The organism is Actinomadura sp. NBRC 104425 (genome assembly GCF_030269545.1).
Lineage (GTDB): Bacteria > Actinomycetota > Actinomycetes > Streptosporangiales > Streptosporangiaceae > Spirillospora > Spirillospora keratinilytica.
In genome coordinates this window covers 331,994-358,708 of record NZ_BSTN01000004.1, presented here as the reverse complement: position 1 = coordinate 358,708, position 26,715 = coordinate 331,994, and the positions used below count along the sequence as shown (strand labels likewise).

The window sequence follows — 26,715 nt, the reverse complement described above, 5'->3', positions numbered from 1 at the left end:
TGTGCCGGGGTGGTCCGCTGCACGCTCGAACCCGATGAACAAGCCGGTGGCCGCAATCTGGTGTTGTTGCCCCGTCTCGGGAGAACGACGGAGAGCATGCCGCACGGCTGGCAGGGGCGTTGTGGTCGCCGGCGCCGGGTGGGAGTGCGACCTTGGACCTGCTCGGCGAGGTTTGGCGGTATCGGGCCTCGGCGGTTTCGGGTGGTGTTCAGGGTCAGCGTTTGCCTTGCGGAAGGTGGGCGGCGGGTGGGGTGCCGGGGAGGCGGGCGGCGGCGATGGTTGCCAGGAGGCCGAAGGCCAGGACCCACCAGAAGGTGTCGGCGTAGGCCGAGGGGACGTCTGTTCCGCGGGCGTCCAGGCGGCTGTTCAGGATCACCGCGACCGCCGCCGTGCCCACCGTTCCGCCTACGGTGTTGAGCAGGTTGAGCGCCCCGGACGCGCGTGCCAGGTGCGCCGAGTCGATGCGGCTGTAGACGAGGTTCATCACCGGCGCGCTGATCATGGCGGCGCCCAGTCCCCGCACCAGCAGCGCGCCCGCGATGACGGCGTACGGCGGGTCGTCCGCGAGCTGGGTGAAGGGCGCGGTGCCGAGCACAACCAGCGCCAGCCCCGTCAGCACCAGCCTGCGCGGGGGCGTGCCGTTGATGATGCGCTGCACCAGCAACGATCCCGCCACGGCGCCGATGCCCTGCGGCGTGAGCAGCAGGCCCGTCTGGAACGCCGACAGGCCGTCGCCGCTCTGCAGGTACAGCGGCAGCAGGAACATCGTCCCGAACACCGCGGCGCCGAGCATGAGCAGCGCCAGCGCCGCCGCGCCGAGCGGCGGGCGGGTGAACATCCGCGGGTCGATCAGCGGCACGCCGGACGTGCGCAGGCCGTGCACCACGAACCCGGCCAGCATCGCCAGCCCGGCGAGCACGGCGGCCAGAGCCGACGCGGACGCCCGGTCGCCGTACATGGTGAGGCCGAACATCAGCAGGGCCAGGCCGGGCGACATCAGCACCGCGCCGCGCACGTCGAACGGGACTCCCCGCGCGGTCGGCGGCGGTGCGGGCACATGGCGGCGCGCCAGCAGCAGCGCGGCCAGGCCGACCGGCAGGTTGACCAGGAACAGCCACCGCCAGTCGGCCACGGCGAGGACCGATCCGCCGGCCAGCGGGCCCAGCACCGGGGACAGCAGCGGCACCACGCCCACGACGCTGATGAGGCGGCCCGTCCGGTGGGGGCCGGCGACCCGGGCGAGCAGGGCCTGTCCGGTCGGCGGGAGCAGCCCCCCGCCGAGGCCCTGCAGCACCCGGGCCGCCACCAGGCTGGGCACCGACCAGGCCAGCGCGCACAGCGCCGATCCGGCCACGAACACCGCCACCGCGGCGAGCCAGGTCCGGCGGCCGCCGAACCGGTCCGACAGCCAGCCGGACGCGGGCACCGCGGCGACCACGGCGAGCAGGTAGGCGGTGGTGACCCAGTGGATCCGGGTGACCGGTGCGCCGAACTCCTCGGCGAGCGTGTCGACGCCGACGGTGACGATCGTGCCGTCCAGTGACGCCATGAACGTGCCGAGCACCAGGATGAACGCGGTGCGCAGCAGGGACGCGTCGATCTTCGTCGCGCCGTCGTGCCCGCCGGTCACCGCGTGCCCTGGAGGCGGGCGAGGACGGCGGCGGCGTCCTCGTCGAGGGTTTCGGCGCGGGCGAGCGCCCGGACGGCGCGCAGCAGGTCGTCGGCCAGCCCGCGCACCTCGGCGGCGGTGAACAGTTCCGCCTGGTATCCGAGGACGCCCGTCCAGCCGCCGCCTTCCGGCATGACGGTCACGGTCAGCGGGTGGTGCGTCGTCTCCCGGAAGCGGGTCGCGATGACGGTCAGCCCCGGGGCGGGCTCGCGCAGGGCGTCCGGGTCCACCGGGTAGTTCTCGAACACCACGAGGCTGTCGAACAGCCTGCGGCGCCCGGTCATCCGTTCCAGGTCGGCCAGCGCGACGTGATGGTGCTCGATCATGGCCTGCTGCCGCGCCTGCAGGTCGGCCAGGGTCCGGGCGAGCGTTCCGGTGAACCGGGCGCGCACCGGCACGGTGTTGGCCAGCAGCCCGATGATCTCTTCGACACCGTCCACCTCGGGGGTGCGGCCGGAGACCATGGCGCCGAAGCAGACGTCCCGGCGGCGGGAGCGCGCCGCGAGCACCGCCGCCCACGCGCCCTGCAGCATCGTGTTGGGGGTCAGCCCGTGCCGGGCCGCCGTCCGGGTGACCGCGTCGACCAGTTCCGCGTCGAACTGCAGCAGCACCGGTTCCGGGTGCCGCCGCGCCACCGGCACGGCCCGCTCGTCGCCGGTCAGGTGGTCGCCCTCGGGCAGGCCGTCGAGCTCGGCGCGCCAGGCGTCCAGGTCGGCCTGCCGGTCGCGGGCGGCGCGCCAGCGCAGGTAGTCGGCGAACGGGACCGGGGCGGGCAGGGCGTCGCCGGGTGCGTCGCCGCGCACGCGGGCGGTGTAGCACGCGAAGAGCTCGGCGAGCATGCGCGGCGCCGACCAGCCGTCGGACAGCACGTGGTGGCTGGTGAGGACGAGGTCGGCCCGGTCGGGGCCGCGCCGGATCACCGTCAGCCGAAGCGGCGGCCCGGCGGCCAGGTCGAAGGGTTCGGCGAGGTCGTCGGCGAGGATACGGTCGACCTGCCGCTGTTGGGCGTCGGGATCGGACAGGTGGGACACGTCGATCACGCGGCGGTCCGGGCAGGGCTCGGCGGGCAGCACCTGCACGTTGTCCAGCCCGGGGGCGTCGGGGAACACCGCCGCCAGGTTCGGGTGGCGTTCGACCAGGTCGGCGCCGGCCGCGTGCAGCGCGTCGACGTCCAGGGCCCCGGCGAGGGAGAAGGTCGACTGCACGGTGTAGGGGTCGGGTGCGTGCAGGGCCCGCGCCGTCCGGGAGTGCCGCAGCATCAGCTGCTGCAGCGGGGACAGCGGCAGCACGTCGACGGCCCGGTGGCCTCGTTCGAGGGCGTCGATCGCGGCCTGGTCCAGGCGGACGAGCGGCAGGTCGGACGGGGTGAGCCCGGCCGCGTCGAGCACGGCGGGGTCCGCCAGCCGGGCCAGGGCGTGCCGGAGGCGGTCGGCGAGGGCCGTGATCTCCGCCTCGGTGAACAGCGCCGCGGGCCAGGTGAACCGGATGCCCAGGGCGCCGCCGCCGTCGCCGGAGCCGTCGTCGCGGGCCAGCGCGTTGATCATCAGGCTGTGCGGCAGCGGCAGGTCGTCGCCCGCGCCCGAGCCGAGCGGTTCGGCGTCCGGCGGCGGCTGCCACGCGGTCTCCGCGCCCAGGGCCGCGGGGAACCGGCCGAGGTAGTTCCAGCTGATCTCCGGTTCCGGTGCGTCGCCGAGCTCCCCCGCCGCGGCGAGGACGCCGTGGCCGAGGCCGTCGCCGTGGGCGTTGAGCTGCTCCTTGACCGCCTTGAGCGCCTCCGGGAACCCGCCGTCGCCGGGCAGCTCCACCAGCGCCGGGTAGGTCGCGGTGAACCAGCCGACGGTCTGGGACAGGTCCACCGGGCGCGCCCGGTCGGGGGTGTGCGGCGGGCGGCCGTGGCTTTCCAGGGTGACCAGCAGCCGCGGCTCGCCGCCGCGCCAGTCGCCCACCGCGGCGGCCAGCGCGGTCAGCAGCACGGTGTCGGGGGTCGTGCGGTAGGCGGCGGGCAGGGCGGTGAGCAGCGTCCGCGTCACGTCCGGTTCCAGCCACATCTCATGGTGGACCGCGGTGGCGGCGGTGTCCCGGGCGGGGTCGCGCGGCTTGCCGGTGAGCGGTTCTTGCGCACTCGCTTCGGCGATCCGCCGCCAGTGCGGAAGCTCCGCCCGCCGCTGCTCCACGGCGGCGCGCAGCGACCGTGCCCAGCCGAGGAAGGACTCCCCGTGCCGCGGCAGCTCGGGAACGGCGGCGCTCCCCCGCCCGCCGGCGGTGGCGGCGTCGTAGGCGTGCGCGATGTCGTCGAGCAGGATGCGCCAGGACACGCCGTCGACGATCAGATGGTGCGCGACGAGGGCGAGCCGACCGGGCCGGGTCGGGCCCGCATCGACCCACACGGCCTGCAGCAGCGGTCCCGTGCGCAGGTCCATCCGGGCGCGCGCGGCGGCGATGTGGGAGTCGACCAGCGTGCGCAGGTCGTCGCCGTCCCCCGCACGCACGTGCGTCAGCACCTGCGCGGCGGTGACCGCGCCCACCGGCGGGATGCGCAGCACCGGCTCGTCCGCCCCGTCCGGATGGGCGAGGTGGGCCCGCAGCACGTCATGCCGCTCCAGCACCGCGTCGAGCACCGCCCGCCACACGGCCGTGTCGCCGCCCGCCGGGACGCAAGTCTCGGTCCACTGGCAGAAGCCGTCCGCGGCCGCGCCGCTCGCGGCGCAGCGGCGCAGCAGGTCGCGCATGACCGGTGTGAGCGGCGCGTCACCGACGGCCGGACCACCCGAGGCGTCCGGGGCGGCGCCGCCGTCCGGGCCTTGTGCGCGCGCCGCGATCCCGGCGATGGTGCGTCCCTCGAAGACGTCGCGGGGGCTCAGCCGCAGCCCGTGGCGCCTGGCCCGGGAGACGAGGCGCAGCGACGCGATGCTGTCCCCGCCGATGTCGAGGAACGCGTCGTCCAGGTTGACCTCGGCGGTGCCCAGCACGTCGCGGACGACGCCGAGCAGGACGGTCTCAGCGGGCGTGGCCGGTTCGCGCGCCGGGGCGGCGGCGCGCAGCTCGGGGGCGGGCAGCGCGTCCCGGGCCAGCTTGCCGGAGGGGCCCAGCGGCAGCCTGTCGATGACCACCAGCGCGGTCGGCACCATGTGGTCGGGCAGTTCGCGGGCCAGGTCGTCGCGCACCCGGTCCGGGTCCAGGTCGGCGCCGTCGACCGGGATGACGTAGCCGACCAGGCGGCGGTCCCCCGGCCGGTCCTCCCTGACGATCACCGCGCAGGCCCGGACGTGCGGGTGCCGGCCGAGCACGGTCTCGATCTCCGCCGGCTCGATGCGGAACCCGCGGATCTTGACCTGGTGGTCGGCGCGGCCGAGGAACACCAGCTGCCCGTCGGGCCGCCACCGCACCAGGTCGCCGGTGCGGTACATGCGCTCCCCGGGGCCGCCGAACGGGTCGGCGACGAACGCCTGGGCGGTCAGGCCGGGCCGGCCGACGTAGCCGCGGGCGAGCTTGGGGCCGGCCAGGTACAGCTCGCCGGTCACGCCGACGCCGACCGGTTGCAGCCCGCCGTCCAGGACGTAGGCGCGCACGCCCGGGTCGGGCCGCCCGATGGGCAGCGGCCCCGCGTCGTCGGGGTCGTACTGCCAGGTCACCGAGTTGACCGTGACCTCGGTGGGGCCGTAGGCGTTGAACAGCGCCCGCCGGTCGCCCCACCGCCGGGCCAGTGCGGGATCGAGCCGCTCGGCGCCGACGACGAAGAACACCTCGGGGTCGACGGTCAGGTCGTCTGGCATCGCGGCCAGGAACGACGGCAGCAGGTTCACGCCGGTGACGCGGTGCTCGGTGATGTAGTCGAGCAGCTCGTCGCCGGGCACCCGCGCCTCCTCCGGCACGATGACGGACGTGCCGCCCGACAGCAGCGGCACCATGGCCTGCCAGAACGCCACGTCGAAGCTCGTCGAGGCGAAGTGCAGGTACCGGTCGTGCTCGGTGACGCCGACGACCTCCTCCTGCAGCGCGACCAGGTAGGGCACGCCGCGGTGCGGGACCGCGACGCCCTTGGGGCGGCCGGTCGTGCCGGAGGTGTAGATGACGTAGGCCAGCGCGTCTTCGGTCAGGCCGCGGCGCGCCTCGGCGGGGTCGGCGTCCCAGGCGGCCGGGCCGTCGAGGGCGGCCGGGTCGTCCAGCCGCAGCAGGGGGATGCGGCGTTCGGCGGGCAGCCGGCCGCCGAGCCGCTCCAGCGCGTCGCCGGTGGTCACCGCGGCGGCGGGTGCGATGTCGCCGAGCATGTACGCCAGCCGGCCGGGCGGGTAGCCGGGGTCCATCGGCACGTACACCGCGCCCGCCTTGAGCACGCCGAACAGCGCCACCACCATCTCCACGTCGCGGCCGAGCAGCACCGCGACCGGGTCCTGGGGCCGGACGCCGTGGGCGGTGAGCGCGTGCGCGAGCCGGTTGGCCCTGCGGTCCAGCTCCGCGTAGGTCAGGCTGCGGTCGCGGCACACCACCGCCTCGGCGCCGGGCTTGCGGCGCACCCACGCGGCGAACTCCTCCAGGCAGCCGCGCCGGGGCCGGGCGGGCGCGCCGCCGTCGCCGAGACGCAGCAGGCGGTCGCGTTCGCCGGGGTCCAGCATCGGCACCCGCGCCACCGGGCGCGCCGGGTCGCCGGCCATCTCCCGCAGCAGGTTGCGCAGCCAGCGCCCGTAGCGCCGCACGGTGTCCTCGTCGAAGGCGTGCGGCTGGTAGCCGAGGCCGACGGTGATCTCGTCCTCGGGGATGACGATGACGGTGAGCGGGTAGTGCGTGGCGTCGGTGATGTCCACGCCCGCCAGGTCCAGCCCCGGCGCCAGGGTGGTCCGCCGCCTGCTCGACAGCGGGAAGTTCTCCATCACCAGCATCGTGTCGAACAGGTCGCCGACGCCCGCGGCGCGCTGGATGTCGGGCAGCCCGACATGGTGGTGCTCGGCGAGCGCGACGCTCTGCGCGTGCACCTCGGCCAGCACGTCCGCCACGGTGTCGCCCGGGGCGTGCCGGACGCGGACCGGGATGGTGCCGCCGAACTGGCCGATCATCGCCTCGACGCCGTCGATCTCGGGGGGACGGCCGGAGACCGGGCAGCCGAAGACGACGTCGCGTCGTCCGGTGAGCCTGCCGAGCAGCAGGCCCCAGGCCGTCTGCAGCACCGTGGTCAGGGTCACCCCGCGGGCGCGGGCCAGCGCGCGCAGCCGTTCGCTGAGCTCGGCGCCCAGGTCGACGGTCACCCGCCCGGGCCGCTCGACCCGGGCGTCCGCGGCCGCGGGCGCCAGCCGGGTGCCCTCCTCGACGCCCGCCAGCGCGTCCCGCCACGCCCGCAGCGCGGCCTGCCGGTCCCGGCCCGCCAGCCACCGGAAGTATTCGGCGGGCGGGTGCGCCTGCGGTGCCGCGGGGCCGCCGCCGAGCTCGGCGTAGATCGCCAGCAGGGAGCGGCCGACCAGCGGCATGGACCATCCGTCGAGCAGCGCGTGGTGGTTGGTGATGACCAGCCGGTGGTCGTCGGGCCCGAGCGTGCACAGCAGGAAGCGGATCAGCGGCGGCTCGGCCGGGTCGAACGGGCGGTCCAGCTCCACCTGGAGGTGCGCGGCGAGCCGGTCGGCGCGTTCGCCGGGGTCGCAGGAGGACAGGTCGACGTGCCGCCAGGCCAGGTCGACGTCCGCGGGCACCACCTGGACGACGTCGCCCGCCGCCGTGACGGCCAGGTGGATCCGCAGCGCCGGATTCCGGCGCAGGAGCTCCCGCGCCGCCGCGGCCATGCGTTCGGGGTCCAGTTCGCCGAGCAGGGATGTGACCGCCTGGACGACGTAGACGTCGGTGTCCTCGTCGCCGCGCGCGAGCGTGTGGAAGGACAGCCCCACCTGCAGCGGCGTGGCGGGCAGGACGTCGGCGATGCGGCGGCGGCGTTCGAGGGCGTCGATGTCGGCCTGGTCCAGGGTGACCAGGGGCAGGTCCGAGGGGGTGAGGCCGCCGCCGTCCGGTCCGATCCCGGCGGCGTGCACGGCGAGGCCGGCCAGTGCGGCCTCCCAGGCGCTCTGCAGGCCGGCCACCGCGTCCGCGTCCAGCACCCGCGTGGCGGCGGTCCACTCGACCGCCAGCCGCGGGGCGTTGCTGCCTTCGCCGGGCTCGTGCACGAAGCAGTTGAGTGCGAGCACCTGTTCCAGCGCCTTGCCGGGCGGTTCGTTCACCGCGAACGCGTCGCGCTCGGGGAGGCGCCACCCGGTGCCGGGCAGCGGGGCGAACCGGCCGAGGTAGTTGAGCAGCACCTCCGGTGGCGGCGCGGCCGCGAGTTCCGCCCGGGTCACCGGGTCGAGGTGGCGCAGCACGCCGTAGCCCACGCCGCCGCCGGGGACGGCGCGCTTGGCCTCCTTGGCGGCGCGCAGCAGCCGCCCGGCGGCCTCGCCTCCGGCCAGGGCGTCGACGAGGTCGTCCTCGGCGCGGACCGTGTCGGCGGGCACGCGCACCGGGTATTCGCTGGTGAACCAGCCGACCGTGCGGGACAGGTCGGTGCCGGCGGCGAGCTGTTCGCGGCCGTGGCCTTCCATCGTGACGGTGAACGCGTCCTGCACGGGCAGGCCGCGGCGCCTGCGCCAGTACCGCAGCGCCAGCACCAGCGCGGCCAGCAGCACCTCGTCGACCCCGGCGCGGTAGGCGGCGGGCAGCGTGGTGAGCAGTGCGGCGGTGACCTCGGGGGAGGCGGTCGTGGTGGACCGCTCGGCGGTGGCGGCGGTGTCGCGCGCCGGGTCCAGGGGGCGGCAGCCCAGCGGGCGGCAGGCGGGGTCGACGGCGCGGCGCCAGTGGTCGAGTTCGGCCCGGCGGGCGCCCGTCTCGCCCTGCTCGGCGAGCAGGGCGGCATGGCGCCGCCACGACGTGCCGGCGGGCGGCGGGTCGGCGGGGCGTCCGTCGCGGGCGGCGGTGCAGGCGGCGTGCAGGTCGGGCAGCAGGACGCGCCAGGACACCCCGTCGATGACGAGGTGGTGGGCTGCGATCACGAGCCGGTCCGGCGCCCCTTCGCCGGTCCGCAGCAGCGCCACCCGCAGCATGTCGCCGGTCTGCGGGTCGAGGGCGGACGCCAGCCGCCCGGCCAGCGCACCGGTCTCCCCCTCCCCCGTCTCGGTGACGATCCGCGCGGCCGACACCGCGCCGCGCGGACGGACCTCCAGCCCGAAGGGGCGGTCCGCGGCGGCGTCCAGGCGCAGCCGCAGCGCGTCATGCCGGTCCAGCACGGCCTGCACGCCGTCGACGAGGTCGGCGAGGGCGAGCGGCTCGTCGACGGCGAGCGCGGTCCACTGCGCGTACCCGGCGATGTCGCGGACGTCGGGGTGCGGGTCGAGCAGCGCGCGCACGATCGGCGGCGCGGGGACCGGGCCGACCGGGTCGTCGGGCGCCGCGGCCGAGGCGGTCCGCTCCTCGGCGTCGGCCGCGATGGCGGCCAGGGGGCGCCGGGAGAGCAGGTCGCGCGGCCGGACGTCCAGGCCGTGCGCCCGCAGGCGGCTGCTGACGCCGATCGCGGTGATGCTGTCGCCGCCGAGGGAGAAGAAGTCGTCGTCGGCGCCGACCCGTTCCAGGCCGAGCACGTCGGCGACGGCCGTGCAGAGTGCGCGCTCCCGTTCGGTGCGCGCGGCCCGGCCGCCGCCCGCGGCCCTGGGGGCGGGCAGCGCCGCGCGGTCCACCTTGCCGTTGGGGGTCAGCGGCAGCTCGTCCAGCACCACCACCGCCGCCGGAACCAGGTGGTCGGGCACCCGCTCGGCGAGCGCGCCGCGCACCGACTCGGGGGTGACCGGGCCGCCGCCGGACGCCGCCGGGACGACGTAGCCGACCAGCCGGGCCGGGCCGCCGTCGGTCCGGACGGCCGCGGCGGCCGCGCTCACCCCGGGCAGCGCGCCGAGCGCGGCCTCGACCTCGCCGACCTCCACCCGATGGCCGCGGATCTTGACCTGGCCGTCGTCCCGGCCGAGGTACTCAAGGCCGCGGCCGGGCACCCAGCGGGCGAGGTCGCCGGTGCGGTACATCCGCCGCCCCGGGCCCGCGAACGGGTCGGCCACGAACCGCTCGGCCGTCGCGCCGGGCCGGTTCAGGTATCCGCGGGCCAGGTGCGGCCCGGCCAGGTACAGTTCGCCGCGCTCGCCGGGCGGCACCGGCCGCAGCCCGTTGTCGAGCAGGTAGATCCGGGTGCCTCCCAGCGGCAGGCCGATCGTCGGGTCGTCGCCGCCGATGCGGGCGGTCGTGCTGTCCACCGTGGCCTCGGTGGGGCCGTACATGTTGCGCGCCGCGACGCCGGACGCGGCGACCCTGCGCCACAGCGCCGGCGGCGCGGCCTCCCCGCCGAGCACCAGCAGCGACGGCCGGCGGCCGCCGTCGAGCAGGCCCGCGTCGATCAGCGGGGCGGCCATCGACGGGGTGGTGTCGACCACGTCGATCCGGTCCCTGGCGTAGGCGGCCAGCAGCGCCTCGGCGTCGCGGGCCAGGGCCGCGTCGTACAGGTGCAGCTCGTGCCCGCACAGCAGCCACAGCAGCTGGTCCAGGGCCGAGTCGAACGCGAACGAGTAGGTGTGCGCGGCGCGCAGCCGCCGCCCCGCGGCCCGCTCCGCCTCGGCGACGACGGTGGCGCGGTGGTGGTGCAGCAGCCGCGCCAGCGCGCCGGTCCGGCCGAGCACGCCCTTGGGCCGGCCGGTGGACCCCGACGTGTAGATCACGTAGGCGAGGTGGTCGGGGTGGCGGGGGGCGGCGAGTTCGTCCGGCGCCAGCGGCTCGCCCGGCAGCTGCGCCAGCTCCGCCCGGGTGTCGGGCGCGTCCAGGCGGAGGCCTCCGGCCAGGTGCGCGGCGGCCTCGGTGGTGAGGACGAGGGCGGGTTCGGCGTCGGCGAGCAGCTCGCGCGTGCGCTCGGCCGGATGCTCCAGGTCCAGCGGGAGGAACGCGGCCCCGGCGTCCAGCACCGCCAGCAGCGCGACGACCAGGTCGGTGGAGCGGGGCAGGGCGAGCGCCACGACGTCGTCCGGGCCGATGCCCCGGGCGCGCAGCGCACGGGCCAGGCGGTGCACGCGCTCGGCCAGGTCGCGGGTGGACAGCCGGTCCGCGCCGTGCACGAGAGCGGTCCGGTCGGGGTGCGCCGCGGCCAGCTCGTCCAGCACGGCGGGCACGTCGCGGGGTGCGCCGGGCGGGGCGGGGCTGGCCCATTCGTCGAGCAGCCGCTCGCGCTCGGCGGGTTCGACCAGCTCGACCCGGCCGACGGGGGGAGCGTCCGGCGCGGTCAGCGCGGTCACCAGGCGGTGCAGCTCGGCCGGCTTGCGGTCGACGCTCGCCTGGTCGTGGGTGCGGGCGTCGACCTCGAACCCCAGCAGCAGGCCGCCGTCCGGGGTCGGCAGGACGCTCAGGCCCATGTCCTCCGGCGGCCCGCCCGCGACGTTGCGCATCACCCCGCGGGCGCCGGCGAAGTCCAGTGCGAGGTCGAACACCTTGAGGTTGACGCCGCGTCCGTGCAGCAGCGCGCCGGCGCCGGGCACGCCCAGGTCCTGGGGCAGGTTCTCGCCCCGGTACCGCTGGTGCGCGCGCATCTCCCGCATCGCCGCCGCGATCCGCCGGGCCAGCTCCCCCAGCCGGTCGCCGCCGTGGACGGCGACCCGCAGCGGCAGCACGTTCACCGCCATGCCGGGCGTCCGCAGCTCCGGGCCCGTCCGGCACATCAGCGGCAGCGCGAACACGACGTCGGTCTGCCCGAGCCGGCGGTGCAGGAACGCCGCATAGCAGGCGATGAGCGCCTCGCCCCAGGTGACGCCCTCCCCGTCGGCGAACGCGCGGAGCCGGGCGAACTCCTCCGCCGACACGACCGCGCGGGCGCTCAGCGTACGGTCGGCGGGGCCGGGCGCCGGTTCGGCGCCGGACCCGAGGTCGGGCAGCGGGGTGAGCCGGTCCAGCCAGTACGCGCGGTCCCGCTCGAACTGCTCGCCGGCCAGGTAGGCGCGGTCGGTCTCGACCAGGTTCTCGAACCGCCCGAACGGCGACGGCGGCGCGGGGGCGCCGGTGGCCAGCGCGGTGTAGTGCGCGGCGGTCCGGCGGGCCAGCATCGCCGCGGTGTAGCCGTCGAAGACCAGGTGGTGGCCGAGCTGGGAGTACCAGACCTCCCGCTCGGACAGGCGGATGACCGTCTGGAAGAACAGCCTGCGGTCCACCATCTCGCGGGCGGCGTCGGCGGCGCGGCGGCGCTCGGCGGCGACCAGCGCGGCCGCGGCCGCGGCGGGGTCCGGTTCGGCGGACACGTCGACGATCTCCGGCGGCCCGGGCACCTCGCCGATCACCTGGCGCGGTCCGTCGGGAGTGTCGAACACCCGCAGCCGCAGGCTCTCGGCCTCGGCGGCGGTGGCCCGGATCGCCTCGGCGAGCAGCCGGGCGTCGACGGGCCGGTCGCCGGAGATCTCCACCACGTCGCCGACCAGGTAGTAGCGCGAGTCCGGCTCCAGCCGCTGGGCGTTCCAGATGCCGAGCTGGGCGCTGGTCAGCTCCAGGGCGGGGCCGGTCGCCGACGTGTCGGCGGGCGGGCGGGTCTGGTGGCGGACGGTGCTCAACTCACACTCCTGGAGGCCGTGGAGAGGTGCTCGTGGGTGAGGTCCGGGACGACCATCGGGGTGCCGGTGACCGGGTCCGGCACGACGACGCACGGCAGGTCGAAGACCTTGCGCAGCAGCGCGGCGTCGACGATGTCGGCCGCGGCGCCCTCGGCGACGATCCGGCCGTCGCGCATGGCGACTATGTGGTCGGCGTACCGGCAGGCCTGGTTGATGTCGTGCAGCACCGCGATGACGGTGCGGCCCTCGTCCCGCAGCCGCGCGAGCAGCGCGAGCAGGCGGTACTGGTGGGTGATGTCGAGGAACGAGGTCGGCTCGTCCAGCAGCAGGTACTCGGTGTCCTGGGCGAGCGCCATCGCGATCCAGGCGCGCTGCCGCTGCCCGCCGGACAGTTCGGCCACGGGCCGGTCGGCGAGGTCGGCGACGCCTGCGGTGCGCATCGCCTCGGCGACCGCGTCCTCGTCCCGCTGCGACCACACCGCCAGCGGCCCCTGGTGCGGGTAGCGTCCGCGGGCGACGAGCTGGCGGACCTTGACGTCGTCGGGGGCCAGCGGGTCCTGCGGCAGGAATCCGAGCGTGCGGGCCAGGGCCTTGCCCCGGTAGGAGGCGACGTCGCGGTCGTCGAACCGCACGCTGCCCTCGGCGGGGCGCAGCAGCCGGACGAACGCGCGCAGCAGCGTCGACTTCCCGCAGGCGTTGGGGCCGACGATGGCGGTGAAGGCGCCGTCCGGGACGTCCATGCTCAGCCGCGTGGAGACGACGCGGTCCCCGTAGCGCAGCGTGAGGTCCTGGGCGCGCAGCCGGGCGGCGCCGCGCCGCCCGGTGCGTCCGCTCGGCTCGGTCATGGTCGCCTCACTTCCTGGGTGAGCAGCCAGAGGAGATAGCAGCCGCCGATCGCGGTGGTGACCACGCCGACGGGCAGCGACACGGGCGCCAGCAGCGCCTGGGCGGCCAGGTCGGCGGCCTGCAGCAGCACCGCGCCGGTCAGCGCGGCGGGCAGCAGCGGCACCCCGGGGGCCCGGGCCAGCCGGCGCCCGATCTGCGGCGCGGCCAGCGCGATGAACGCGATCGGCCCGGCCACCGCGGTGACGGTCGCGGTCAGGCCGACCCCGGCCACCACCATCAGCAGCCGCAGCCGCCGCAGCCCGACCCCGGTGGCGGTGGCGACGGCGTCGCCCAGCGCGGCCTGGTGCATGGCGTGGGACCCGGCCGCCATCAGCGCCAGGAGCACCGCGATGGCCCACAGCGGGATCGTCAGGTCGGCCCAGTCGACGCCGTTGAGCGACCCGGCGCTCCACCCCACCGCGGCGATGGCGACCTCCAGGTCGGCGCGCAGCACGATCCAGGAGTTCAGCGCCGTCACCACGGCGTTGACGGCGATGCCGACGACGACCAGGCGCAGCCCGGACAGCCCGCCGTCCATCGACAGCAGGTAGATGACCGCGGCGACGAGCAGCCCGCCCACCACCGAGCACACCGCCAGCTGCGTCGACGTCCCCGACAGCACGGTCAGCGCCACCAGCGCGCCGGTGTAGGCGCCGGCGTCCAGGCCGATGACGTCGGGGCTGCCCATGGGGTTGCGGGTGAGGTTCTGGAAGATCGCCCCGGACGTTCCGAGGGCGGCGCCGAACACCAGCGCGGCCAGCACCCGCGGCAGCCGCCAGTCCCGGATCACGACCTCGGCGTCGCCCGTCCCGGCCAGCGCGGCGGCGACCTCGCCCGGAGTGGCCCACTCCGCGCCGTAGCACAGGCCGAGCAGGCCCAGGCCGAGCATCGCCGCCACCAGTGCCGCCGACAGCACCAGCGTCCGGCGTTCGAGGTGGACGGCGCGGCCGCCCGCGCGCAGCACGAGCACGCTCACGACGCCCCCGCCCCGTACCGCCGGACCGCCCAGATCAGCACGGGCCCGCCGATGAAGGCGGTCACGATGGCGACCGGCACCTCGCCCGTCGGCAGCAGCACCCGGGAGCCCATGTCGGCGAGCAGCAGCAGGACCGCGCCGAAGACCGCGGCGTGGACGGTCAGCCACGGCACCGAGCCGCGCGCCAGCGGGCGCACCGCGTGCGGCACGATCAGCCCGACGAACATGATCGGCCCGGCCACCGCCGTCGCCGCCCCCGCCAGGACCGTGATCAGCACGAGCGCGGTGGACCGGACCCGCGTGACGCTCACGCCGAGCGCGTGCGCCACGTTGTCGCCGAGCGCGACGGCGTTCAGCGCGCGGCCGAGCAGCAGCGCGCCGACGACGGCGATGCCGATCGCCGCCAGCGGCAGGGCCAGCGGGGCGCGTTCCCGGCCCGCGAGCGACCCGACCGACCAGAACCGGTACTGGTCGAACACGTCGGGCAGCATCAGCCGCATGCCGAGGGAGACGCCCGACAGCACCGCGCTCAGCGCCACCCCGGTGAGCACCAGGCGCAGCGGCGAGGACCGGCCGACCGCGTACACCAGCACGGCGGCCAGCACCGCCCCGGCCGTGGCGACCGCGAGCTGGCCGGCGGGGGCGGCGGCCGCCCCGAGCGCCGACCCCACGGTCACCGCGAACCCGGCGCCCGCGGTGACGCCGAGGATGCCCGGCTCGGCCAGCGGGTTGCGCGACAGCGTCTGGACCAGCACGCCCGCCACGGCCAGCGCGGCGCCCACGCCGACGGCCAGCAGCGCCCGGGGCGCGCGGACGTCCCGGACGATCATCTGGTCGGCGGAGCCGTCGTAGGCGACCAGGGCGCGCACCACCTCGCCGGGCGCGACCCGGTGGGCGCCGACGCCGATGCTGACCACGGCGACGGCGGCGAGCAGCGCCACGCCCGCGGCGAGCACGGCGGCCTGCCCGGCCGCCGCGCCCGTCCGCTCGGGCCGCCGCACTCCGGCCTCGCGGCCCGCGGCCGTCACTGCTTCAGCAGCGGCGCGAACGACTTGTCGATCGCGTCCAGGGTCATCATGGCCTGCCGGTAGGTCGCGGCCTCGGTGTAGCGGATCGGGTAGGTGCGGCCGGCCTTGACCGCGGGAAGGTTCTTCCACAGGTCGGAGTCGAGCACGTACTTGACGGACTCGGGCACCGAGCCGTCGGTGTTGACCGAGTAGGTGATGGCGTCGGCCTCGGCGAAGGCGCTGGGCAGCTCCTCGATCGAGGGGTACTCGCTCACGCTGCGCGAGCCGGTTCCCTTCTGCTTGACCTGGCCGTAGTACTTGGCGCCGATGTCGTTGGCGACGTTGGTGCCCCAGGACCCGTCGAACTCGCGCTGGAAGTTGCCCTTGCTGACCTCGCCGTACGCGCCGACGTGGGCGAACTTCAGCTTCGGCAGGACGTCCTTGTACTTGGCGGCGAGCTGGGCGGCCTTGGCCTCGTACTGCGTTTTGGTGGCGTCGTACTTCTGCAGCACCCCGGCCGCGTCGGCCTGGCGGCGCGACAGTTCGCGCCACGCGCGCGGGACGGTCGGGCCGATCGCCACGACGGGCGCGATGGACTTCAGGCGGTTGACGTCGATGTCGCCGAGCACCGGTGCCGGCACGCCGATGACGATGAGGTCGGGCTTGGCCTTGGCGATCGCCTCGTAGTTGGTCTCGGCCGCCTGCTCCCCGGCGACCTTGGGCAGCCGGTCATAGGTGGCCTTGGTCTGGGCGTCCATCATCGGCACGCCGCGCTTCCAGGTCGAGATGCCGACCAGCGGCGCGCCGGCCTCGATCAGGGGCGGCACGGCGTAGCCGGTGGCGACGACCCGCTGCGGCTTGGCCGGGATGGTGATGCTGCCGTTGTCGGCCTTGAACACCCTGGTGCCGCCTTCGGCCGCCGCAGTGCCGTCGTCGCCGCTCGACCCGCAGCCGGTCGCCGTCAGGGCGAGTGCGAGCAGCAGGGCTGCGCAGCGACGTACCGTTCGACCAGTAAACATGTGTTCCTCGGGGAATGGGGGTTGGGGGACGGGTTCAGTGCTCGTGGTCGTCGTCGTAGTCGGCGACGCCGCGTTTCCAGTAGCCGGTGATGTCGTAGTCGCCTTTGTCGAGGCGCAGTTCGTCGCGCACCCAGCGGCGCAGCGGTTTGAGCGTTCCGGCCTCGCCGGCGATCCACACGTAGACGCGCTGCCCGTCCGGGACGGCGACCGAGCGGACGGCGCGTTCCAGCAGGTCGCCGGTTCCGGGCGGCCGGTCGCCGCGGTGCAGCCAGCGCACCTGGACGTCCTCGGGCGCCGACAGCTCGATCTCCTCCGCGGCGTCGGCGACCTCGATGAACGCCCAGCCGGCCGCGGTGCGGGGCAGTTCCTCCAGGCGCCGCGCGATCGCGGGGAGCGCGGTGATGTCGCCCGCGAGCAGGTACCGGTCGTAGGCGTGCGGCACGATCAGCCCGCCGGGCGGGCCCGCGACGTGCACCGGGTCGCCGGGCTCGGCGGACCGGGCCCAGTCCGAGGCCAGGCCGCCGTCGTGCAGGGCGATGTCGATGGCCAGCTCACCGGTCTGCGCGTCGTAGCTGCGCACCGTGTACTCCCTGGTGGTGGGGGACGGCCTCGGCCACCGCAGCATCAGCCCGTCCGGTTCGGGCAGGCGCAGCGTCCCGTCCGGGTCGGGGAAGACGATCTTGACGTGCTCGTCGGGGGCGTGGGACTCGAACCCCGCCGTTCCGGGGCCGCCGAGCGTCACCCGGATCAGGCCCGCACCGACCATCGCGGTGCGCACCACCTCGGTCCGGCGGATGCGGATCGGGTAGGGCACCTTTTCGGCCCGTGTTCCGGCCCGGACCTGCGCGATCCGCTCCAGGTGGCGGTCTCGGGACAGGTGGCGGTCTCGGGAGACGATCCTGCTCACGCGCCCTCCAGCAGGGCCGTCCAGTGCGCCAGCTCGGGCCGCTCGGCCAGGTCGGGCACCTCCAGGTGGGTGGCGCCGGCCGCGCGCCACCGCTCGACCAGCGTCATGATCCGGACGGAGTCGAGCCCGCGGTCGAACAGGTTCTCGTCGGGGGCGATCTCCTCCGGGGCGCAGCCGAGCAGGGCGGCGACGTCGGCCCGGACGCGGTCGGCGGACAGGGCGGGCGTGCCGCTCATCGGGTACCTCCGATCGGTGCGGACGCCGTGAGCGCGGTCACGGCGTCGGCGGTGGTGAGCACGGCGCCGCAGCGCTGCGCGACGTACTCGCAGGCCTGGTCGTGCCGTTGGCGGGAGAAGTCGGCGACCGCGTCGGCCACCAGGAACGGGCGGATGTCGCGCATGAACGCCTCGACGGCCGTGGCCTGGCAGCCGATGTGCGCGTAGACGCCGGTGACGAGCAGCTGGTCGCATCCCCGCGCGGCCAGCTCCTCGGCGAACGTGCTGCGCTGGAAGGCGCTGTAGCGCCATTTGACCAGGACGCGGTCGCCCGGCTCGGGGGCCAGCTCGGGGACGATGTCGGCGGCCCGCGGGTCGGCGTCGATGACCGCGCCGATGCCGGCGCCCCAGAACTCGGTGAGCAGGCCCCGATCGGCGGGTTCCTGGCGCGCCGGCTGGGCGGTGTAGAACACCGGCATCTGCTGCTCGCGGGCCGCCGCGAGCAGCCTGCCGATGTTAACGGTCACCTCGGGCACCGGGGCGCCCGCGAACGGGGCCAGGAAGTAGCGCTGCATGTCGTGGACCAGCAGCGCCGCCCGGGCCGGGTCGGGCCGCCAGTCCACCCGGCCGGCCGGGATCTCGTCCGCGGTGGGCGGCCGGTAGGGCTGAATGCTCGGCAGTGACACCAGGACTTCACCCCTTCTCGGTGCGGGCGGCCAGCGCCGCCCGCAGCTCGCGCTTGCTGGTCTTGCCGACCCCGGTCACCGGGAACTCCTCGACGACCATGACCAGGTCCGGCACCTTGAACGCCGCGACGCCGCGCTCGCGGACGAAGCGGCGCAGTTCGGGCCCGGTGGGGCGGGCGCCGGCGGTGGGGATGACGTAGGCGCAGGTCCGTTCGCCGAGGTACTCGTCGGGCACGGCGACGACGGCGGCGTCGAGCACCTGGGGGTGGGCCATCAGATGGTTCTCGACCTCCTCCGCGGCCACCTTCTCGCCGCCCCGGTTGATCTGCTCCTTGGCGCGGCCGACGACCTCCAGGTGCCCGGAGGGGTGCCGGCGCACCAGGTCGCCGGTGCGGTAGAAGCCGTCCGGGGTGAACGCCGCCGCGTTGTGCTCGGCGGCCCGGTAGTAGCCGCGGATCGTGTAGGGGCCGCGGGTCAGCAGGGCGCCGACCCGGCCGGGCTCCACCTCCGCGTCGGAGGGGGCCGCGGGGTCGTCGGGGTCGACGATGCGAATCTCGTCGTCGGGCGAGATGGGCCGCCCCTGGGTGCCGAGCACGATGTCGTCGGGGTCGTCGAGCCGGGTGTAGCAGACCAGCCCCTCGGCCATCCCGAACACCTGCTGCAGGCGGCAGCCCAGCGCGGGCCCGATCCGCTCGGCCAGCTCGCGGCCGCACTTGGCCCCGCCGACGAGCAGCACCTGCAGGCTGGACAGGTCGCGTTCGGTGCGCGCCGCGGCCTGCACCCACGCCGCGGCCAGCGGAGGCACCACACCGGTGATCGTCACGCGCTCGGTCTCGATCAGCCGGAACGCGGTGTCGGCGTCCGGCCTCGGCGCCAGGACGGCCGCCGCGCCCGCATGCAGGGCGCCCAGCACCCCCGGCGAGCTCAGCGGGAAGTTGTGCGCCACCGGAAGCGCGGCCATGTAGACGCTCTCAGGGCGCAGCGCGCAGATCCGGGCGCTCTCCCGGACGCTGTAGATGTAGTCGTCGTGGGTGCGCGGGATGAGCTTGGGCACGCCCGTGCTCCCGCCGGACAGCTGCAGGAACGCCACGCCCTCCGGGTCGGGGTCGGGCAGCTCGCGCGGCGGTGTCGCGGCCAGGTCGTGAAACTGTTCCGAGTCGACGGTCAGCACGTGCCGGACCGAGCGCACGTCCGCGGCGACGGCGCGTGCGGTGGCCGCGTGGTCGTGCCGTTCGTGCCGGTCGACGGTGATGATCGCGACGGCCTCGGTGTGCGCGGCGAAGTGCCGCAGCTCGGTGTGGCGGTGCGCGGGCAGCGCGAACACCGGCCAGGCGCCGGCGCGCCAGAGCCCGAAGACGACCGGCACGAATTCGGGGATGTTCGGCAGCTGCAGCACCACCCGGTCGCCCGCCTTGACGCCCAGGTCGGCCAGCCCCGCGGCGATCCGGTGGGCCCGCTCGTCGAGTTCGGCGTAGGTCCAGCGCACCGTCGTCCCGGCCTGTTCGCCCACCACCGCGGTGCGGCGGGGGTAGGCGGCCGCCAACGCGGTGAGCAGCCTGCCGAACGTCTGCCCGCGCCAGTGGCCGGACGCGCGGTAACGGGCCGCCACCTCGGGCGGCCAGGGAACGTGGTCGGGTCCGGGGTGTTCGGTCGCGCTCACGCGGAGCCCTCCACGGTGGCCGCGTCGCGCACCCCGAGGGCGCGCAGCATGGTGGCGAACTTGGCGGTGGTCTCGGCCAGCTCGGCCTCCGGGTCCGAACCGGCGACGATCCCGGCGCCGGCGAACAGCCGGACGGCCCGGTCGCACACCTCGGCGCTGCGGATGGTGACGACCCACTCCCCGTCGCCGCCGAGACCGGTCCAGCCGACGAGCCCGGCGTAGTAGCCGCGGTCCTCCGGCTCCAGGGCCGCGATGGTGTCGCGCGCCCGCGCGGTGGGCACCCCGCACACCGCGGGCGTGGGGTGCAGCGCCTCGGCCAGCGCCAGCGCCGACGACCCGGGGTCGGCCGGGTCCGCCAGGCGCCCGGTGATGCGGCTCGACAGGTGCCACATCGTCGGGGTGCCGATCACCTCGGGGTCGGCGGGCACGTGCAGTTCGCCGCAGAACCGGCCGAGCACCTCGGCGACCTGGGACACCACGTGGGCGTGCTCGTCGCGGTCCTTCTCGGAGGCCGTCAGCTCCGCCACGCGTTCGCGGTCCAGCGCCTGGTCGCCGGCGCGCGGCCGCGATCCGGCGAGCGGGTTGGCCACCACCCGGTCGCCGTGCCGCGCGACGAGCAGTTCGGGGCTCGCGCCGACCAGCGTGCGGGTGGCCGGGTCGCCCGGGGCGGTGACGTCGACCGCGAAGGCGTGGGTCGCGGGATCGGCCCGCACCAGGCGGGCGAGCAGGGCCGGCACGGGGACGGGGGCGTCCGCCGTCAGCTCCAGGCAGCGTGCGAGCACGACCTTGTCGAGGTCGCCGCCGCCGATCAGCTGCAGGGCCCGGCGGACTCCGTCGGCGTACGCGTCCGGGGCCGGCCGCGGCGTGACCGTCCACGAGGCCGGGCCGGCGGCCGTCGGCGCGGCTCCCGCAAGCGGAGCCTCCGGCGCGCCGGCGCGGCGCACCACGGCCGGGACGACCAGGCTGCTCGCCGCGTCGGGACGGAACCCGATGGCGCCGACCACCAGGGGCTCCGCCAGCACGCCCGCCGCCGCGTCGAGGGCTTCGGCCGCGGCGCGGGCGTGGGACCCGTGCCCGGCCCCCCGGACGAAGGAGTGGACGCCGTCGGCGAGCAGCGAACCGCGCGGCGATGAGAAGTAGAACGAGCCCGGCAGGTACGCGGCGAGCAGGTCCGCCGCCCGATGCGCGGGCCGTGGCCGGTCCAGCACAGGTGAGGACACGTCGAGGTTTCCCCTTTCGCTGAGGTTCGGCGACCGCCGCACGGTGCCCGTATCGCCGCCGTGACTTCGGCGTGCCGCCCTCTGGGACGCCGAGGTCGGTCGCCATCACCACTTCCGGGGTGACTTAGGTGAGGCTAACCTAAGCGCGAACTTTGTGAAAGGTTAGCCTCACCTAAGGCGGAGCGGAAGAGGGTGCATCGGATGGCCACGACCGGAGGCGCGGAAGCGGGCATCGCGGGGAAGGTCGCGCTGGTGACCGGGGCCGGCGGCGGGATCGGCGCGGCGGTGGTCGAGGCGCTGGTCCGCGCGGGGGCCGCGGTCGCCGCGGTCGATCTCGACGGCCCGGGGGCGCGGAAGGCGGCCGACAGGTTCCCCGAACGTGTGACGCCTTTCACCGCCGACGTCGCGGACTGCGCGGCCGTCGCGCGCGTCGTCGACGACGTGGAGCGCACGCTCGGCCCGATCGGCATCGGGGTGTCGGCCGCCGGCGTCCTGCGGCCCGCGTCGGTGTGCGACACGACCGACGAGGACTGGGCCGCCACCTTCGCGGTCAACGCCACCGGCGTGTTCACCGTTCTCCGCGAGATCGCCCGCAGGATGGTGCCGCGCCGGGACGGCACGCTGGTCGTCGTCGGGTCCAACGCCGCCTCGGTGCCCCGCATGGGCATGGCCGCCTACGCCGCCTCCAAGGCCGCCGCGACCATGCTGGCCCGCTGCCTGGGGCTGGAACTGGCCGGCAGCGGCATCCGCTGCAACGTGGTGTCCCCCGGCTCGACCGACACGGCGATGCAGCGCCTGCTGTGGACGTCCGACGACGACGCCGCGCGGGTGATCGCCGGGGATCCGGAGCGGTTCCGCGTCGGCATCCCCCTCGGCCGCATCGCCGACCCGGCCGACATCGCCGACGCCGTCGTCTTCCTGGCCTCCGACCGGGCACGGCACATCACCATGCAGAACCTGCTCGTCGACGGGGGCGCCACCCTCCAGGCGTGAAGGCGCCCCCGCACGCGGTCACGACGAGGACAGCGGCGTCACCGGCGCCGGGGACGCGGCGGCGTCAGGGGCGGGGCGCGGCGGGGTGCGGCCGGAGGCGGTGAACCATCCGACGGTGAGGACGGCCAGGCCGCATCCGGCGATGACCCACCAGGCCGGACGGGCGGCCGCGGTGAAGGTGTCGGCGTAGGCGCCGGGATCGATGCGGGAGGCCAGGACGGCTCCGATCACCGCGACGCCCAGGGCGCTTCCGGTCTGCCGGCAGGTGGAGGCCAGGGAGGAGGCGACACCGGCCTGGGCCAGGGGCATGCCGGAGACCGCGGTGTTGGTGATGGGGGCGTTGACGAGCCCGAAGCCGATCCCGAACACCGCGCACCCCACCAGCAGCGTCCACGTGCGGGTCTGCCCGTCGAACGCGGCGAACAGCGTGCCGCTGGCGGCGATCGCGCAGCCCGCGGCCACCATCGGCAGCCGAGGCCCCCTCCGGGCGACCAGGTGGCCCGACAGCGGGGCGCACAGGAAGGTCATGACGGCCATGGGCAGCAGCCACAGTCCGGCGTGCAGGGCGTTGAGGGACCGCACGTTCTGCAGGTACAGGGTGGTCAGGAAGAGGAAACCGCCCAGGGTGGCGAAGGCGGCGACCGCGTTGACGCAGGCGCCGCTGAAGAGCGGCGAGCGGAAGAACCGCACCTCGATCAGCGGTTCCTCGCGCCGCAGCTCGTAGCCGATCACCGCCGCGGCCAAGGCCAGGACCAGGCACGCCGGCAGCACGGTGGTGAGGGAGGCCCAGCCGTGCTCGGGGGCCTGGATGATCGTGTAGGTGAGGACCGCCAGCAGCGCCATGACCAGGATCTGGCCGACCGGGTCGGCGCGGCGGGCCGTGTCGGCGCGCGACTCGGGGACCAGCGCCCAGGTCAGCAGCAGGGCGGTCAGGCCGACGGGCACGTTGAGCCAGAAGATCGAACGCCAGCCCGCGCCCTCCACAAGCAGCCCACCGACCAGGGGGCCCACCGCCATCGACAGGCCCACCACCGATCCCCAGACTCCGATGGCGCGGGCGCGTTCACGGCGGTCGGTGAAGGTGTGGGTGATGATCGACATGGCCACCGGGTTGAGCATCGAGCCGCCGACGGCCTGCACCATCCGGAAGACCACCAGCATCCGCAGGCTCGCGGCCAGCGAGCACAGCGCCGAGCCCGCGGTGAAGGCGACCAGTCCCATCATGAACACGCGCCGCCGCCCGAACCGGTCGGCCATCGACCCGGCGAGCATCAGCAGCGAGGCCAGCACCAGGGTGTAGGCGTCGATCGTCCACTGCAGGCCCGACAGCGACGCCTCCAGCTCCCGCTGGAGGGACGGCAGGGCGATCTGCAGGACGGTGTTGTCGAGGCTGACGATGAACAGGCTCATGCAGCAGGTCGCCAGCACGAGCAGGCGACGCCGGCGGGACGGACAGCTGGTCACCCCAGGATTGTCGGAGCTCTGGCCGCCCGCTGTCGAAGATCGAAAAAGTCTCGCTCGATACATTGAGGGTATGGAGGTCGATCTGCGGCTGATGCGGTATGTTCTCGCGGTCGCCGAGGAGCAGAGCTTCAGCGCCGCCGCGCGGCGTCTGCACATGGCGCAGCCGCCCCTCAGCCGGCAGATCCGCGACCTCGAACACCGCCTCGGCACGCCGCTGTTCGAACGCCGGCCGGTGCGCCTCACCGAGGCCGGCGCCGTCTTCGTCAAAGGCGCCCGGGAGATCCTCACCCGCACCGACCGGCTCGTGGAGCGGACCGTGCTGGCCGGACGCGGCGAACTGGGAACCGCACGCGTGGGCTACGTCCTGTCGGCCGCCTACGACACCCTGCCGCGGCTCATCGCCGCCGCCCGCGACCGCCACCCCGCCCTCCGCGTCCAGGCCCGCGAAGGCTGGTCACCCGACCTGGACGCCGCGCTGTCCGACGGCGAGGTGGACCTGGTGCTGTCGCACACGGTGCCCGACCGTCCCGGCTACGCCCGCCAGCCGCTGCGCCGCGAGGCGTTCTGGGCGCTGGTCGACGCCCGCCACCCCTTCGCCGGCCGCACGGGCGTGGCCCTGCGCGACTTCGCCGGACAGACCTTCTACTTCTACTCGCCGCACCTGGCACCCGCCCACTACGCCCTCCTGCGGGCCGCGCTGGACCAGACCGGCGAAGCCTTCGCCTGGCGGGAGGACCCGATACCCGGCCTGCGCCACCCCCGCCTGGACGACCGCGCCAGCTTCACGCTCGTGCCCGCCTCGATGGCGCGGGCCCTCGCCTCCGCCGACATCGCCGCAGTGCCCCTGACCGACCCCGGCCTGCCCACCTTCGACCTCGACATCGTCTGGCGCCGCGACCACCTGCCCCCGGCCGCCGCCCTGCTCCTGGCCACCGCCTCTGTCCTCACCCGCAACGCACACTGGACCTGAATGCGCCGGCCTGACCCGCATGACAACGGCGTCCCCCACGGTCGGAGCAGCGCGGCCGCCGCGCGCACGACCGGTGACTCACACCGGGCGCGCGCGTTCCACGGCCTCGGCCGCTGAACCGTGGTAGGCCGGTCCATGGCCGGGCAGGAGGACGTCGGCGTCGAGCCCGCCCAGATCATCCAGCGCGGCGACGGCCCCGGCCCAGTCGTGGTGGAACATCCGGGGCAGCAGCTGCGGGCCCCGCGTCCGCGAGGTGGGATGTGCGGAGATCAGGGCATCGCCGGTGATGAGCACTCCGGCCTCGGGCAGGTGATAGGCGCAGTGGCCGTCGGTATGCCCCGGCGTGTGCACGGGGACGGGGCGGCCGGGAACGTCCAGGGGCTCGGGGAACTTCGCGGCCTTCGGGACGCTGACGTCCTTCAGGCCCCCGGCACGAACGACGCGCACCGCCCACGGCAGCACCCCCGGCCGCCAGCTGTTGGCCAGGATCGTGCCCGGAGTGATCTGCTGGAGCATCTCCCGGCGCGCGTGCGGGATCTCGAGCGGATGCATCAGCACCGGCACATCGTGCGTCTCACCGAGATACCGCGCCGACCCGAGATGGTCGCCGTGGGCGTGCGTGATGAGAATCGCGGCCAGGTCCTCGGGGCGCCGCCCGACGGCCGCCAGCGAGGCCAGCACGCGCTCCCGATCGCCCGGATACCCGGTGTCCACGAGCGTGACGGCGTCCCCCTCGGTCAGGATCACCCAGTTGGTGTCGGTGCCGTGGACGAGATGGACGCCGGCCCTGATCTCCGTGATGTCATCCATGGCCTGAAGTCTGGCTGATCTTCGACGGGTATGCAGCAGCCGGGCGAAGCTTCTCACCTGGGGGGATCGGCGCATTCACTGTGATCAGGAGTTTTATGGACGCGGGGGCCGCGCAACGCGAACGTCTTCACCCCACCCTGACGCCATGTCCATGACATCCTTTTTGCCGCTTTAGCGGTCGTTTGATGTGGCGAGTCGGCGATGCCGACGGAAGCCCGGGCGGGCACCGGCCCCTGAGGCGACGCGGCCGCTTCGGAGCCCGAACCGCACCTGCCGTGACTCATCTTGCATCAACATGACTCGCGATCTCCAGATTTGATCACTGCTTGCTACGGTATGACCGCCCCGAGGGCAAGCCTGTACGGTGTCCCCACGAGTTGCGCGCATCCAGTTGCGCATGATTCACTGTGAGTTGACGTGAATCAGATTGGGTCATTTCGCATAAGGAGGTCCGGCGTCGCACGGCGGAGAGAGGAGCCGGTGTGAGCGGGCGGTCGGAGTCGAGCGGCGAGCGGGCGCAGCTCGCCGCCGAGCTGCGGCTGCTGCGCCGCCAGGCGGGCATCTCCGGCCGCGAGCTGGCGAGCGGGATCGAGGGGATGAGCCAGTCGAAGGTGTCGCGGATCGAGTCGGGGGACGCGTTGCCGACGCTGCCGCAGGTCGAGCGGTGGGCCGATCTCACCGGCGCCGCGCCCGAGCGCAAGGCGTCGCTCGTCCGGCTGGCGGAGCGCGCGTTCACCGAGGTGCACACCTGGCGGGCGTCCCTGCGCAACCGGCCGCACCGCCAGGACGAGGCCCGCGAGCGGGAGGCCCGGGCGCGGGTGACGCGCACCTTCCAGCCCGCGCTCGTGCCCGGTCTGCTGCAGACCGCCGAGTACGCGCGGCAGGTGTTCGGCCTGTCGCCGCTGCCGCAGGTCAGGAAGGGCGTTGCGGCCGCCGTGGCGGCGCGGATGGACCGGCAGTTGGCGCTGTACGAGCAGGACAAGCGGTTCGAGTTCCTGATCACCGAGGGGGCGCTGCGCTGGTGCCCCGGGCCGGACGCGCGGGCCTTGCTGCTCCCGCAGTGGGACCGCGTCGTCTCGCTCAGCACGCTCGGCAACGTCTCCCTCGGCATCATCCCGGCCGGGCGGCAGGCGCTGGCCATCGCCTCCCACGGGTTCGTGATCTACGAGGGCGACGACGCCGACGACGCCTACGTCTCCGTGGAGGCGATCCACGCCGGCCTGACCGCGCACGACGCCGAGTCGGTCGGCATCTACCGGCAGACCTGGTCCGCACTGACGCGGATGGCGGTCTTCGGCGACGACGCGCGGGGGGTCGTCGCCCGGCTGGCCGCCGATCTGCGGGCGCCGGAGTGAACCGTGCGGTACGGCACCGACCCGGCGATGACCGGCGGGGGACCGGGGATGCGGCGGCCCGACGGCCGCCGCATCCCCCACCCGCGGGCGGTGTCAGCCCCCGATGAGCTCGCGCAGCGCCAAGGCGAACATCGCCCGCCCGACGCGGCCCAGACGGATCACCGGTCCGTCGGGGTCCTTGGAGTCGCGCACGCAGAACACGGCCCCGTCCATGGCGATCTCGACGCACTCGCCGTGGGCCTCGGAGCGGCTGCTCTTGCGCCACTTCACCGCGCCCTGGATGCGGGCTTCTCCGGTCCCGTTCATGG

At 75.2% G+C, this 26,715-nt stretch carries 17 protein-coding genes; 3 read left to right on the top strand and 14 right to left on the bottom strand.

Annotated elements, in window-relative coordinates; translation table 11 throughout:
• Window positions 1-214: 214 nt before the first annotated feature.
• From QSK22_RS09390 to QSK22_RS09340, 11 genes are read right to left on the bottom strand one after another with little or no spacing between them, the layout of a single operon-like run.
• Window positions 215-1,630: a DHA2 family efflux MFS transporter permease subunit gene (locus QSK22_RS09390; RefSeq protein ID WP_285493637.1), complete on the bottom strand. Its 1,416-nt coding sequence runs from the start codon at window positions 1,628-1,630 to the stop codon at window positions 215-217.
• Window positions 1,627-12,240 (bottom strand): non-ribosomal peptide synthetase, encoded by a 10,614-nt coding sequence (locus QSK22_RS09385; RefSeq protein WP_285493636.1) that lies wholly within the window; start codon window positions 12,238-12,240, stop codon window positions 1,627-1,629. The genes QSK22_RS09390 and QSK22_RS09385 overlap by 4 nt, the downstream gene beginning before the upstream one ends.
• On the bottom strand, window positions 12,237-13,085 hold the full coding sequence (locus tag QSK22_RS09380; RefSeq protein ID WP_285493635.1) for an ABC transporter ATP-binding protein: 849 nt from the start codon (window positions 13,083-13,085) through the stop codon (window positions 12,237-12,239). Before QSK22_RS09380 ends, QSK22_RS09385 begins: the two co-directional genes overlap by 4 nt.
• Complete coding sequence (locus QSK22_RS09375; protein WP_285493634.1) at window positions 13,082-14,101, bottom strand: FecCD family ABC transporter permease; 1,020 nt, start codon at window positions 14,099-14,101, stop codon at window positions 13,082-13,084. The genes QSK22_RS09380 and QSK22_RS09375 overlap by 4 nt, the downstream gene beginning before the upstream one ends.
• Entirely contained in the window at window positions 14,098-15,129 is a 1,032-nt protein-coding gene (locus QSK22_RS09370) for a FecCD family ABC transporter permease (protein WP_285493633.1), read from the bottom strand. The genes QSK22_RS09375 and QSK22_RS09370 overlap by 4 nt, the downstream gene beginning before the upstream one ends.
• Window positions 15,126-16,127 (bottom strand): ABC transporter substrate-binding protein, encoded by a 1,002-nt coding sequence (locus tag QSK22_RS09365; RefSeq protein ID WP_285493632.1) that lies wholly within the window; start codon window positions 16,125-16,127, stop codon window positions 15,126-15,128. The genes QSK22_RS09370 and QSK22_RS09365 overlap by 4 nt, the downstream gene beginning before the upstream one ends.
• Window positions 16,128-16,161: 34 nt before the next feature.
• Entirely contained in the window at window positions 16,162-17,034 is an 873-nt protein-coding gene (locus QSK22_RS09360) for a siderophore-interacting protein (RefSeq protein ID WP_285493631.1), read from the bottom strand.
• Window positions 17,031-17,270, bottom strand: coding sequence for a phosphopantetheine-binding protein (locus QSK22_RS09355; protein ID WP_285493630.1), 240 nt, complete (start codon window positions 17,268-17,270; stop codon window positions 17,031-17,033). Before QSK22_RS09355 ends, QSK22_RS09360 begins: the two co-directional genes overlap by 4 nt.
• On the bottom strand, window positions 17,267-17,935 hold the full coding sequence (locus QSK22_RS09350; RefSeq protein ID WP_285493629.1) for an isochorismatase family protein: 669 nt from the start codon (window positions 17,933-17,935) through the stop codon (window positions 17,267-17,269). Before QSK22_RS09350 ends, QSK22_RS09355 begins: the two co-directional genes overlap by 4 nt.
• Window positions 17,936-17,942: 7 nt before the next feature.
• Window positions 17,943-19,595, bottom strand: coding sequence for a (2,3-dihydroxybenzoyl)adenylate synthase (locus tag QSK22_RS09345; protein ID WP_285493628.1), 1,653 nt, complete (start codon window positions 19,593-19,595; stop codon window positions 17,943-17,945).
• Complete coding sequence (locus QSK22_RS09340; protein WP_285493627.1) at window positions 19,592-20,815, bottom strand: isochorismate synthase; 1,224 nt, start codon at window positions 20,813-20,815, stop codon at window positions 19,592-19,594. Before QSK22_RS09340 ends, QSK22_RS09345 begins: the two co-directional genes overlap by 4 nt.
• A 201-nt stretch (window positions 20,816-21,016) precedes the next feature.
• On the opposite strand from QSK22_RS09340, the gene QSK22_RS09335 reads away from it, so the two are divergent.
• Entirely contained in the window at window positions 21,017-21,808 is a 792-nt protein-coding gene (locus tag QSK22_RS09335; RefSeq protein WP_285493626.1) for a 2,3-dihydro-2,3-dihydroxybenzoate dehydrogenase, read from the top strand.
• Between the two features lie 18 nt (window positions 21,809-21,826).
• Here QSK22_RS09335 and QSK22_RS09330 read toward each other — a convergent pair whose 3' ends face one another.
• Complete coding sequence (locus tag QSK22_RS09330; protein ID WP_285493625.1) at window positions 21,827-23,272, bottom strand: MFS transporter; 1,446 nt, start codon at window positions 23,270-23,272, stop codon at window positions 21,827-21,829.
• Between the two features lie 70 nt (window positions 23,273-23,342).
• Here QSK22_RS09330 and QSK22_RS09325 point away from each other — a divergent pair, with 70 nt between their 5' ends.
• Complete coding sequence (locus QSK22_RS09325) at window positions 23,343-24,242, top strand: LysR family transcriptional regulator (protein ID WP_285493624.1); 900 nt, start codon at window positions 23,343-23,345, stop codon at window positions 24,240-24,242.
• 78 nt (window positions 24,243-24,320) lie between these two features.
• On the opposite strand, the gene QSK22_RS09320 is transcribed toward QSK22_RS09325, so the two are convergent.
• Complete coding sequence (locus QSK22_RS09320; RefSeq protein WP_285493623.1) at window positions 24,321-25,052, bottom strand: MBL fold metallo-hydrolase; 732 nt, start codon at window positions 25,050-25,052, stop codon at window positions 24,321-24,323.
• Window positions 25,053-25,534: 482 nt separating this feature from the next.
• On the opposite strand from QSK22_RS09320, the gene QSK22_RS09315 reads away from it, so the two are divergent.
• Complete coding sequence (locus QSK22_RS09315; RefSeq protein WP_285493622.1) at window positions 25,535-26,407, top strand: helix-turn-helix domain-containing protein; 873 nt, start codon at window positions 25,535-25,537, stop codon at window positions 26,405-26,407.
• A 93-nt stretch (window positions 26,408-26,500) separates the two neighbouring features.
• Here the strand turns inward: QSK22_RS09315 and QSK22_RS09310 are convergent, their stop codons facing one another.
• A complete protein-coding gene (locus tag QSK22_RS09310; RefSeq protein WP_285493621.1) occupies window positions 26,501-26,713 on the bottom strand; it encodes a DUF397 domain-containing protein in 213 nt (70 codons plus the stop codon).
• Between the last annotated feature and the right edge of the window lie 2 nt (window positions 26,714-26,715).